The 12,019-nt window shown below is 65.4% G+C and carries 9 protein-coding genes; 5 read left to right on the top strand and 4 right to left on the bottom strand.

Translation table 11 applies throughout. The features are described 5' to 3' along the window. Positions 1 to 34 precede the first annotated feature (34 nt). The 4 genes from C84B14_RS07085 to C84B14_RS07070 are packed head-to-tail and all read left to right on the top strand — an operon-like array spanning position 35 to position 5,056. Positions 35 to 1,495, top strand: coding sequence for a UbiA family prenyltransferase (locus C84B14_RS07085; protein WP_353222897.1), 1,461 nt, complete (start codon positions 35 to 37; stop codon positions 1,493 to 1,495). Between the two features lie 20 nt (positions 1,496 to 1,515). Next, entirely contained in the window at positions 1,516 to 2,844 is a 1,329-nt protein-coding gene (locus C84B14_RS07080) for an FAD-binding oxidoreductase (RefSeq protein WP_353222895.1), read from the top strand. Continuing rightward, the gene (locus C84B14_RS07075) at positions 2,841 to 3,578 is read left to right on the top strand and encodes an SDR family oxidoreductase (RefSeq protein WP_353222893.1); all 738 of its coding nucleotides are present in this window, start codon (positions 2,841 to 2,843) and stop codon (positions 3,576 to 3,578) included. Before C84B14_RS07080 ends, C84B14_RS07075 begins: the two co-directional genes overlap by 4 nt. An 8-nt stretch (positions 3,579 to 3,586) precedes the next feature. After that, positions 3,587 to 5,056: a glycosyltransferase family protein gene (locus C84B14_RS07070; RefSeq protein ID WP_348764881.1), complete on the top strand. Its 1,470-nt coding sequence runs from the start codon at positions 3,587 to 3,589 to the stop codon at positions 5,054 to 5,056. Between the two features lie 3 nt (positions 5,057 to 5,059). Here the strand turns inward: C84B14_RS07070 and C84B14_RS07065 are convergent, their stop codons facing one another. The 3 genes from C84B14_RS07065 to C84B14_RS07055 are packed head-to-tail and all read right to left on the bottom strand — an operon-like array spanning position 5,060 to position 9,750. Then, positions 5,060 to 6,610, bottom strand: a complete 1,551-nt coding sequence (locus tag C84B14_RS07065; protein WP_353222891.1) for an FGGY-family carbohydrate kinase — start codon at positions 6,608 to 6,610, stop codon at positions 5,060 to 5,062. Next, positions 6,607 to 8,145: a glycerol-3-phosphate dehydrogenase/oxidase gene (locus C84B14_RS07060; RefSeq protein WP_353222889.1), complete on the bottom strand. Its 1,539-nt coding sequence runs from the start codon at positions 8,143 to 8,145 to the stop codon at positions 6,607 to 6,609. Before C84B14_RS07060 ends, C84B14_RS07065 begins: the two co-directional genes overlap by 4 nt. 3 nt (positions 8,146 to 8,148) lie before the next feature. Further along, positions 8,149 to 9,750 (bottom strand): FAD-binding oxidoreductase, encoded by a 1,602-nt coding sequence (locus C84B14_RS07055; protein WP_353222887.1) that lies wholly within the window; start codon positions 9,748 to 9,750, stop codon positions 8,149 to 8,151. Positions 9,751 to 9,866: 116 nt separating this feature from the next. Between C84B14_RS07055 and C84B14_RS07050 the strand changes: the two genes are divergently transcribed. Beyond that, on the top strand, positions 9,867 to 10,889 hold the full coding sequence (locus C84B14_RS07050) for an AraC family transcriptional regulator (protein ID WP_353222885.1): 1,023 nt from the start codon (positions 9,867 to 9,869) through the stop codon (positions 10,887 to 10,889). A gap of 20 nt (positions 10,890 to 10,909) precedes the next feature. Here the strand turns inward: C84B14_RS07050 and C84B14_RS07045 are convergent, their stop codons facing one another. After that, the gene (locus C84B14_RS07045; RefSeq protein WP_353222883.1) at positions 10,910 to 12,007 is read right to left on the bottom strand and encodes an Rv1490 family membrane protein; all 1,098 of its coding nucleotides are present in this window, start codon (positions 12,005 to 12,007) and stop codon (positions 10,910 to 10,912) included. Between the last annotated feature and the right edge of the window lie 12 nt (positions 12,008 to 12,019).

The following is a 12,019-nucleotide window of genomic DNA, read 5'->3' as shown; positions in this document are numbered from 1 at the left end:
CACAAAGCGCTCCATTTTTAACAGGGTCTTTCGAATGAGTTCGCAGGCTTTTTCCGAATCAGCGGCCGAAACACAGATTGCCGATATCCCGTTGGTAGTCGATATCGACGGTACGCTGGTGCATTCCGACTTGCTGGTGGAATCGGCGTTCGTGCTGGCCAAAAGCTCGCCGCAGAGCCTGGTCAGGCTGCCCGGATGGCTGCGCGCCGGCCGTGCCACCCTCAAGGCAGAAATCGCCGATCGCGCCGATCTCGGCATCGAGCATCTGCCCTACAACGAAACCCTGATCGCCTATCTGAAAGAAGAGAAAGCCAAAGGCCGGCAACTGATCCTCGCCACCGCGGCGAACGAGAAATATGCCCATCAGGTGGCCGACCATCTGCAGCTGTTCGACGTGGTGCTCGCCAGCGATGCCCGCACCAATCTGTCCGGCAAGGACAAGCTGGCGGCCATTCAGGCCGAAGTCGGCAACAAGCCGTTCGACTATGCCGGCGATCACGAAGTCGATAACGCCATCTGGGCCCATGCCCGCCAGGCAGTGCTGGTCAACGCCAGCGACAAGCTCGAGCGCAGCGCGAATGCCGCCTACGACGTCGGCGCGAGCTTTCCACCGGAAAAGACCAGTTGGCGGACGTGGACCAAGGCCCTGCGCGTGCACCAGTGGGCCAAGAACGTGCTGATCTTCGTACCGCTACTGGCGGCACATCAGTATGCAGACGTGACCATGGTCGGCATGGCGGTGCTGGCTTTCATTGCCTACAGCCTGCTCGCGTCGAGCGTGTATATCCTCAACGATCTGGTCGATCTCGGTGACGATCGCCAGCACCCGCGCAAGCGCGAGCGCCCGTTTGCCTCGGGGCGTATTCCCATCGCACAGGGGGTGATGGCGATTCCCGTATTGCTTGGCGCTGCGGTGGTGATCGCTGCGTTTCTGCCGCCGTTCTTCTGGCTGGTGCTCGGCTGCTACTACCTGGTCACCCTGGCCTATTCGCTGGGCCTGAAACAGCTGGCGCTGATCGACGTGCTGACCCTGGCCGCCCTGTATACGCTGCGCATCATCGCCGGCGGCGCGGCCACCGGCATTCCCCTGTCGTTCTGGCTGCTCGCGCTATCGATGTCCATATTCCTGAGCCTGGCCATGGCCAAACGCTGCACCGAGCTGCTGGTGATGGAAAAACACAGCGGCGATGCGCCGCTCGGGCGTGGCTATATCGCCGACGATCTGCCGCCGCTACGCAGCCTGGGCACGGCCGCCGGCTATACCGCGGTGGTCATCCTGGCGCTGTATATCAACAGCCCCGATATCACCAACCATTACGAACATCCGGCCCGTATCTGGCTGCTGTGCCCGGTGGTGCTGTACTGGATCAGCCGGATCTGGCTCAAGACCCTGCGCGGGCAGATGCACGACGACCCGATCGTATTCGCGGCCAAGGACAACGGCAGCCGTGTGTGCGTACTGCTGGGCGCGCTGATCATGTTCTCGGCGATCTGATGAACTTATAGGCTAGCGACATGACCGCATCGAGCCATCCATCCTGGGGTCGCTACCCGGCCAGCCGCCCGGCACAGGTTCAGCGGCCGGGCGCGCGCCCGTCTGTGCTGCCGGCCACGGATACGCCGTTGCTGGCCTACGGCAACGGTCGCAGCTACGGCGACAGCTGTCTGAACAACGACGGCACGCTGCTGGATATGGGCAGCCTCGACCGTTTCATCGCCTTCGATCCGGCCACGGGCGTCATCGAATGCGAGGCGGGCGTGCTGCTCGCCGATATTCTCGAACTGGTGGTCCCGCAGGGCTGGTTTCTACCGGTTACGCCGGGCACCCAGTTCGTCTCGGTGGGCGGCGCGATCGCCAACGACGTGCATGGCAAGAATCATCACGTGGCCGGTACCTTCGGCTGCCATGTGCGCGAACTGGAACTGTTGCGCTCGGATGGCAGCACGCTTGTCTGCTCGCCGGATGACAACCCCGAATGGTTCGCGGCCACCGTGGGCGGGCTGGGCCTGACCGGTCTGCTCACGCGGGCCACGATCGCGCTCAAGCGGATCGAAGGCCCGTACATGGACGTGGACACGCTGCGCTTTTCGAACCTGGACGAATTCTTCGCGCTATCCGCGGCCTCGGATCGCGACTACGAATACACCGTGGCCTGGGTGGATTGCAGCGCGCGCGGCGCCAATCTCGGCCGTGGCTGGTTCATGCGCGCCAACCACAAGCCGGCGCTCGGCCAGCAGCCGGACCCGCGCAAACGCGGCGGACCGACGTTTCCCTTCGTCACGCCGGTGTCGATGATCAATCCGCTGACCCTGCGTCCGCTCAATACGCTGTATTTCCGGCGCAAGTTCAAGGCGCGCAGCCGCGATACGCAGCACTACCAGCCGTATTTCTATCCGCTGGACGGCATCAAGCACTGGAACCGTGCCTACGGCCCGAACGGTTTTCTGCAGTACCAGTGCGTGGTTCCGCATGCGGATGCCCGCACCGCCGTGGCCGAACTGCTGGAACGTATCGCCGCCGCCGGTGCCGGGTCGTTCCTGTCGGTGCTCAAGGTGTTCGGCGATGTGCAGTCGCCGGGGCTGATGTCGTTTCCGCGCCCCGGCGTGACCCTGGCCCTGGATTTCCCCAACCGCGGACGCGAGACGTTCGAACTGCTGGAGGCACTCGACGATGTCGTGCGCGCGGCCGGCGGGGCGGTGTATCCGGCCAAGGACGCGCGCATGAGCGCGGCCGCGTTCAGCGAGTATTTCCCCAATCTGGAACGCTTCCGGGGATTCGTCGACCCGGCGTTTTCATCGAATTTCTGGCGACGCGTGACGTCGACAACAACGAGCCCTTCATGAGAAAGATCCTGATCGTCGGCGCGACCTCGACCATCGCCGAACAGACCGCCCGTCGTTTTGCCGCCAGCGGCGATGCGCTGTTTCTGACCGGGCGCAACGAAGCCCGGCTGACCGCTATCGCCGACGACCTGAAAGTACGCGGCGCATCGACCGTGGCCACGCAGGTGATGGACGCCGACGACCTGGCCGTCCATGCACCGATGATCGATGCCGCCGAGGCCGCGCTTGGCGGCCTGGATACGGTGCTGGTCGCCTATGGCACCCTGCCCGACCAGCAGGCCTGCGCGGCTGAGCCCGCCGCGGCTGTTGCCGCCTGGCATACCAATGCGGTGAGCGTTGTTGCCCTGCTCACCGATATCGCCAATCGTTTCGAGCGCCAGGGCCACGGCACGATCGCCGCGATCTCCTCGGTGGCCGGCGATCGCGGCCGCGCCAGCAACTATGTCTATGGCAGCGCCAAGGCCGGCCTGAACGCCTTCATGGACGGCCTGCGCCATCGGCTGTTCAAGGCCGGTGTGCAGGTGGTGACCATTCGCCCGGGCATGGTCGACACACCCATGACGGCCGATTTCGACAAGGGCCCGTTGTTCGCCAGCCCGGAAAAGGTCGGCGGCGATATTCACCGGGCCATCGAGAAGGGCACGGCGGTGTGCTACACGCCGGGCTTCTGGCGTTTGATCATGACCATCATCACGGCGCTCCCCCGCGCGATCTTTCATCGAACCGGGCTATGAGTGGGCCCATGAAGAAAGACGCGTTTCATTACCCGTCGACCAAGCCGGCACTCTGGCTGGTCGGCCTGTATGCGCTGTCGCGGCTTTGCTTCTACGCGGCCGGCGTGCGCTTCGACCTGGAGCCGATCGCGACCTCCTGGCAGATCCTCGATCCGGTACTGCTACGCGAGAATCTGGCCGAAAGCCTGTTCTACATGCCGGGTCAGCCGCCGCTGTACAACCTCGTCATCGGACTCGTGCTCAAGCTCGGCGACGATCCGCTCACGCTCACCATCGCGTTTCGTACGCTCTATAGCGCCCTGGCCATCGCGAGCGTGCTGCTGCTGTATTCGCTGGTACGCAAGCTCACCGACAACGCAAAGCTGGCGTTCGGCGTGGCCGCATTGTTCATGCTCACCCCGGCGCTCGTACTTTACGAAGCGATCCCCTATTACACGCTGATGATTCTGGCGCTGCTGGGCACCATCGCCTGGCTGTTTCATCTGTGCATGGAGCGCTTCACGTTCGTCCGGGCGCTGGCCATGTTCTTTGCCATGGCGGCGCTGATCTACACGCGCTCGATGTTTCAATGGCAGTGGTTCGTGGTGCTCGCCCTGTTCTGTGGCCTGGTACTGCCGGGCTATCGCAAGGCGGTGTTCGCGGCGGCGATCGTGCCGCTGGCGCTGGTGTTCGCGCTTTACGGCAAGAACGTCATGGTGACCGGTCATTTCGCCACGTCGGACTGGATGGGCATGAGCCTGTCCAAGCTCACCACGCTCGCCATCGACAAACCCGAACGCCAGCGTCTGGTCGAGGCCGGCGAACTCTCCGACATGGCGCTGATGGACTTTCCCTTCAACACCCCGGAGGCCTATGCCGACATCTTCGACGATGTGGCGCCCACCGGCATTACCGTGCTCGATCAAAGGCGCAAGTCCACCGGCCACGTGAACTACAACCACCTCGCCTATGCGGATGTATCCGAACAGGCGCTGGAAGACGCGATTGCCTCGGTACGCATCCACCCCGAGGTGTATCTGCGATCCATGGGCACGGCCTGGCTGATGTTCATGCGCCCCTCCAGCGACTACCCGTTCCTGAAGAACAACCGCGCCGCGATCGAGCCCTACAGCCGTGCGTTTTCGCTGCTGCTGGCCGGCCAGCCCGAGTACCCGGCCGAGCCGGAATTCGATCTCGAAACCGGCCAGATCGGTATCTTGATTGCCATCGGCTATACGCTGGCGGTGCTTTACGGGCTGTTCATCCTGCTGCGCTGCCTGCTGCGACGCAGGGTCAGCGCCGTGGATGCCACGCTGATCTTTCTGTGGCTGAACATCATGTACGTGAGCGTGATCGGCAACGCCTTCGAAGTGGACGAGAATCAGCGTTTTCGTTTTTCCGTGAACCCGTTCATCGCCGCCACGCTCGCGGTGATGGCCGCGCGGGCGCTGCACTGGCTGCGCGGCCGCGGGCGGCGGGAACAACCGGAACGGCTGTAGACGCTACAACGCGTCCCGGATACCAATGAAGACCGGCTTCAAGCGGTTATAGAGACCGGTGAATACGTCGCGGTAGAGGCGTTCATAGAGGGCGACCGCGCCCGGCTCGGGCTCGAAGCGCTCGCCCTCGTGCACCATCGCTCGCGCCGCGCTGGCATGATCGGCGTACCAGCCCAGGCCCACCGCGGCGTTGATCGCGGCCCCCAGGCCGCTGGTTTCATGCGTATGCGTGCGCTCGGCCGGTAATGCGAAGACGTTGGCCAGTATCTGCATGGCCTGATCGGACTGGGAACCGCCGCCGGAAACCCGCAGCCGCGTGATCGGCGTGCGGCTGCGCTTTTCGATACGTTCGCGGCCTTCGCGCAGGGCAAACGCCAGGCCTTCGAGGATTGCCCGGTAGACATGGGCACGGCTGTGGGCATCGGTAAAGCCGATGATCGCACCGCGTGCCTCGGGCCCGGGTATGCGCACACCCGGCGACCAGGTCGGCAGCACGATGAGTCCGTCGCTGCCCGGCGCGATGGGCGCGATACGCTCGTCGAGCAGCGCCTCGGCGGCGCGCTGTTCGCGGGCGGCCGCATCGACGGTATCCGGCGCGAATTCCTGCTTGAACCACGACACCAGCCAGAAGCCGCGATAAATCTGGATTTCATCGGTGAAATGGCCGGGCATGGCCGCCGGATAGGCCGGCACGAAGCGCGTGACCTCGCGATAGACGTCGCGACAGGTATTGATGGTCGCGGTGGTACCCAGCGATACGCAGGCCGTTTCAGGCGTAATGGCGCCGCAGCCAAGCACTTCGCAGGCCTTGTCGGCGCCCGCGCTGAACAGGGGCAGCCCGCGTGCAAGCCCCAGGGCCTCGGCCGCCGACGCGCTGAGCTCGCCGAGGGGTTCGCCCGGCTCGACCAGCTCGGGCAGCTGTTCTCGTTCGACGGCCACGGCCTGCCATTTCCAGTCGCGCGCGGCGGCCCAGCGTCGCCGCTTGTAGTCGAACGGCAGATAGCCCACCTGCGCGCTTACGCTATCGCGCCATTCGCCGATCAGCCGGTGGACCAGATAACCCGACAACAAGACCGCCCGGCGCGTGCGCCGATGCGCTTCCGGTGCATGCGCCGCACGCCAGTTCGCCGGGGCGGCGCGCTGGAAGGCATCGATGGTGGCAGTCAGCCCCAGGCCGGCGAACAGCCCCCGCCACAGCCACGGCAGGGACGGGACATGCGCTGCGCGACGCTTGTCGAGCCAGGAGATGGCCGGGCCGATCGGCTCGTCGTCGGCGTCCACGAACACGCTGGTGGCACGTTGCGCCGTCAGTGCGAGGCCCGCAATCCGGCCGGCGAGCGCGGGATCGTTCGCATGCAGCTGCTGGCAGGCCGAGACCATGGCCTGCCAGAAAACGCGCGCATCCTGTTCGGCATGGCCTGGCTGCGGCGCGTGATAAGGCGGCTCGATCGGGATCTGGGCACGCGCATGCAGCCTGCCCTGACCGTCGAACACCAGCGCGCGCACGCTCTGGGTGCCGACATCAATGGCCAGCAGCCGGTCGCCATTGCTCATACCGGCGCGTGTACCTGATGCCAATGGGCTCGATAGCGCTCGACTTCGTCGCTCCAGCGCGCCGCGTCCCAGCCGAGCGTATCGCACACCAGCGGTTCCAGAGCGGATAGTTGGGCGAGCCCGCCCTGGTCGAGCAGCAGCCCGGCGCGCGTACGCCGCAGCAGCAGATCGTCGAGGTGGGCGACTGCTTCGTGGCTCAACGCAAACCGCAGCTCACGAAAACGATAGTCGGTGGTGCCGAGCGCGCGCGCGTCGTCGGCGCGTGCGGACATCCCGGCGAACGCTGGGCCATGGCGCACGCCTCCGCGCGTCTGCGCGTCGGCGCCCACGGCATGGATGATCGGTGCCTTGTCGTTGCGCACGAAGCGCCGGCCGAGAGCCTGGCCGACCTGTTCGAGCACGTCGTTGGCGGTTACACGAAAGGTCGTCAGCTTGCCGCCGGTGACGGTAATCAGCCCCCGTTCGCGCTCGATCGAGGATTCGCGCGATTCCTGCGAGGCCGAGGCACCCGGCTCACCGCGCACGATCGGCCGTACTCCGGCAAAACAGGACAGCGCATCGGCTGCCTGCATATTGCGGGCAGGAAAATAATGGCGGGCGGCAGCGATCAAATAATCGGACTCGGCCGCACTCATGCGGGGCACCTCGTCCATCGGCTGCTCGTGATCGAGATCGGTGGTGCCGAACACGGTCGCACCCTGCCAGGGAATGGCGAAAAGCGGTCGGCGATCGTCCGGATGAAACAGTGTGATCGCTCGCCCGACCGGCAACACGTGGAACGGGAATACGAAATGCGATCCGCGCAGCGGGCGCAGCTGGGCCGCACCTTCGACCTGGGCACGCAGGCGATCGCTCCAGGGTCCGGTGGCATTCACCACCACCGCGGCCCGTATATCGAAGCAGCGACCGGTTTCGCGATCGGCCACGCGGGCGCCGTTGACCGTATCGCCGTCGAAAAGCAGCTGCTCGGCGCGAACGTAGTTGGCCGCCAGTACGCCGTGGCTGCGTGCTTCGATAAGTACGCGCAGAGTCAGCCGGACATCGTCGGTGAGCGCATCGCGATACACGAAGCCGCCCTTGAGGCCATCGCGGTTGAGATAGGGCATATGGGCGCCGAACTCGGCCGGCTTCATGTAATGCGAATAGCGCTTGCGCGCCATGAAGTCGTAGGCGCCCAGCGCGGCCTGCAGCGCCCAGCGCCCCGGCTTGTCGTGGGCATAGACCGGCAGCATGAAATCGAGCGGGGTGACCAGTCCCGGCAGGTCGTGCATCAGCCGCTGGCGCTCCTGCACCGACTCACGGGTGAGCCGCCAGTCGCCGCTGGCCAGATAGCGCAGGCCGCCGTGTACGAGCTTCGAAGACCAGCTCGAGGTGCCCGAGGCAAAGTCGTTCTGTTCGATCAGCACGACGCGCAGGCCGGCACGCGCAGCCTGTAGCGCCACGCCGGCGCCGGCGATGCCGCCGCCGACAATCAGCACATCGAATGCCCGCTCGGCGGCCGCCTCGAACTGCGATCGCCAGTCTTGTGTCCACATACGCTAGGCCTGTTTCGCGATCAGTTTATGCGGGTTCATCATGCCCTGCGGATCCAGTTCGGCAAGGGCGGCGCGAATCAGCTCGATACCGGCCTCGCCCTTCTCGGCGGCCAGATACGGTGCATGATCGGTGCCAACGCCGTGCTGATGACTGATGGTGCCGCCGCAATCCACGATCGCCCTGCTCACCGCCTGCTTGAGCGCACGCCAACGGCCCATATCGGTGGCGTAATCCGCGCCGCGACGCCAGACCACCGTCATATAGATACTGCAGCCGCTGCCGTAGACGTGGGACAGATGCGCGAACGCCAGTGCCCGTTCGTCGAAGGCCTGCAGCGCCGTATGCGCGGCCTGCTGCATGGCGCTCATCGTGGTCGTGGCCTGGGACCAGGGCACCGCGGTTTCCATGGTGTCGACGGCAAAGCCGGCGTCCCAGAGACCGTTGCGCAGATAGGCGCCGGCGAAGCGATTCTTCGCCCAGATACGGCCCATCCCCCGGCCCACGTGCACGCCACCGCCACGCCGGGCCAGCGCCAGCACATCGGCACGCAGCCGATGTGCCTGACGACGATCGCCGGTCACCCCGATCATCATCAGCGCCGGGCGGTTACCGATGCCGCGCACGCCAAGATAGCGGCGCAGCCAGGCGATCGCCGAATCGTGGCCGGCGATACGCAGCTGGGTATCGGTTTCTTCTTCGTTGGAAACACGCAGCATCGAGACCGGCAGCCCGGACTGGGTAATCGTGCGCGCTGCCGTGAGGGCCGTGGACCAGTCGGCAAAAAACACGGCATGAAACGCTTCACGTTCGGCCACGGGCATGATGTGCACCGCGGCTTCGGTGACGATACCCAGCCGGCCTTCGCTGCCCAGCACTAGCTGACGCAGATCCGGACCGGCCGACGATGCCACCGCCCCGCCGACGTCCAGATCCGTCGTCGGACAGACCAGCCGTGCCCCGTTGAGCAGATTCTCGATACGGCCATAGCGGCGCGACTGCTGCCCGGCAGAGCGCGTGACCACCCAGCCGCCCAGCGTGGAATAGTCGAACGACTGCGGGTAGTGGCCGAGCATGAAGCCGTGCGCGCGCAGCTGTGCTTCGAGCACCGGCCCGGCGGCCCCGGCGCCGATGCGTGCCGTTCGGTTGATGACGTCGATATCGAGCAGACGCGCATGCCGGCTCATGTCCACGCTCAGCACCGGACGCCCGTCGTCGACCACCTTCAGGTGACCAACCACGCTCGTACCGCCGCCGTAGGGAATGACCACGGCGCCGGCTTCGCGCGCGGCATCGACCACCGACCGGGTCTGTTCATGCGTTTCCGGACACGCCACCGCATCCGGAAACGGGCCGACATGACCATGACGAAGCGCGGCCCAGTCGGCAAAGCTCTGGCCGTGCGCATGGCGCAGCCGCGCCTCGGCCGAGCAGTCGAAGCCGGGAATACCCGCCAGGCGCGACTCGGGCACCTGGGCACAGGCATTGGCCAGGCTCTCGTCCGGCGGCACCTGCCCCCGCCCCAGCCGCGATTCGAGAAAAGCGCGGGCCGTGGTCGGCAGCTCCTTGGCAACGGTGTCGTCGCCCCATCCATTCCATCGCCGCATGCGAGTCGTGCCGGTTGTCGATCAATATGTCGAAAGTAGCTAAATTTCGCGTCAAAAAAATTGACTCTACACGCAACCCGGCCACAATACGCATGGCGCAAACCCGGGAACATCGCATGCCAGCCACGGTCGCCGCATCGCTGATTCGCGCCCTGCTCGATTATCTGCAAGCCCAGGGGCTCGATCGCAGCCGGCTGCTTGAACACGTCGGACTCGAGCCGACCGCGCTCGTATCGCCCCAACGCAGTATCGAGGCCGTTTACTACGAGCGGCTCCTGGCTGAGGGCATGGCACGACTGCACAACCCCCTGCTCGGGCTCGAATTCGGCATGGCCGCCGAGCCTGCCCGCTGGGGCCGCCTGGGTTTTCTGCTGCGCCATTGCGCCACCCTCGGCGAGGCATTGTCCTATCAGGCGCGGTTTGCGCACCTGGTCAACGCGATCGGCGAAGGACGTCTGCTGCAGCGCGCCAACGATGTGGTTATCGAATGGCATAGCAGCCGGCGCGTCATGCCGGCAGTGATCGAGGAAGCCTTTGCCGCCTGGTTGGGCTTCGCGCGCTGGGCACGAGGTGAAAACGAATCGCCGCAAAGCGTCGAGTTCAGCCATCGCGCCCAGGGCGATCCCGCGATTTATCGCCGATTCTTCAATTGCGAAGTGCGCTTCGACCGTGACGCCTGCCGGATCTGCTTCGATCCCGCCCTGCTGGCTCTACCGCTGCGGCGGGGCGATTCCGAACTGACCGCCCATATACGCGCCGAGTTCGACCAGAGCCTGCGCCGGGCGGCCTCGCTCGACACCCTGCAGGCGCTCAACGCCTGGTTGCAGACGCAGATCGGCTCGCCGCCGCCGACCCTCGGCGAAGCCGCCATCGCGCTGGCTCTCAACGAACGTACGCTTCAACACCGCCTGCAGCTTGAGAACACCACGTTCCGGCGCAGCCTCGACGAAGCCCGGCATACGCTTGCCCTGCGTCATATCGCCGACGCCGGGCTATGCATCGGCGATATCAGCCACCGGCTCGGATTTTCCGAACAAAGCGCCTTCCAGCGCGCGTTCAAACGCTGGACGGGCATCACGCCGCTCGCCTGGCGACGCCGCCACTGTAGGCGCAGCGCGCCGGCCTACGCCGGCGGCTGATACAGGCATTATCGAACCCATCACGGCCCCCATAACGGCAACGCATGGACCGTGCCCAGAGGCCCAGCCAGCAGCGCCAAACACAACCCGCCATACAGATACGCCGAGTGCCGCCCGTGCTGCACATAAAACTTGCCGTCGAGCAGGCGCGTGGTCACGACGACGAGCGCCAGGATCGCGATCAGCCCGGCCCATCTTGCGTAGTCGATACCAAAGCAAAACAGCGGGACAACCGCCAGCGGCGACAACAGGAACGGATCGGGCCGACGGTCGTTCGCGTACGACAGGCCGACAAGCGCAGCTGCCGTCACCAGCACCATGCCGGCCATGGCGACCAGCTCCAACGCACCGAACAGCCCATGCCCCAGCCGTGCGACCACGTATTCGGGATTTTCCAGCCCGCTGCGCAGCCAGACGTTGAGCGCGTTGTGGTTCGGATCGGCCAGACGCGGCTTGAGGCTTTCGATCAGGCGCGCGCGGCCCGGTTCGTAGCGACCGATCAGGGCGATCGTGGCCAGCGTCGTCAGCGCGGCGGCAATCGGCAGCGCCAGCCGCCGGCAGGCGGTGGTTGCCGAAGCGGCGCGATACCGCACCCAGCCATAGGCCAGCACCGGAGTCAGGCCATAGAAGAGATAGGCCTCGTGAATCAGCAGGCCGAACACACTGACCAGCGCCAGCCATATAACGCGGTTTCGATAGACCAGCCACAGACTCAACGCGAGCAGCAGCAGATTGAGCTGATCCAGGCGGGCGAAGTCGTAGCCGAAATTCAGGAACGTCCACGGCGCGGCGATCCATAGCATGGCCAGCAGCCGCAACGAATCACCGCTCATGCGACTGTGCAGCACGTGGAGCACGGCGGTGACGAGCGCGGCCAGCGCGGCGATGACCGCCCAGCCGAAAACCAGAATCGCGTTCGTGCGCGCAGCTTCGGGCACGGCCTGAAACAGCGTGCCCACGAGGGCCCGCCTGACAAAGCCATGGTCGAGATAGTTGATCTCGAAATGCAGGGCGTTGAAGCTGCTCAAGCCGATCGGCGACGGCGACAGCAGATACTGGACACCAAAGCCGGCCGCAGCGAACACGAGCATGGCGCCGAACACCAGCACCCACGCCATGCGCGAAGGCGG

Origin of the sequence: Salinisphaera sp. C84B14, assembly GCF_040361435.1 — a bacterium.
Classification (GTDB): Bacteria; Pseudomonadota; Gammaproteobacteria; order Nevskiales; family Salinisphaeraceae; genus Salinisphaera.
The sequence above is the reverse complement of the archived record's forward strand: the minus strand, read 5'-3'. Positions and strand labels throughout refer to the sequence as shown.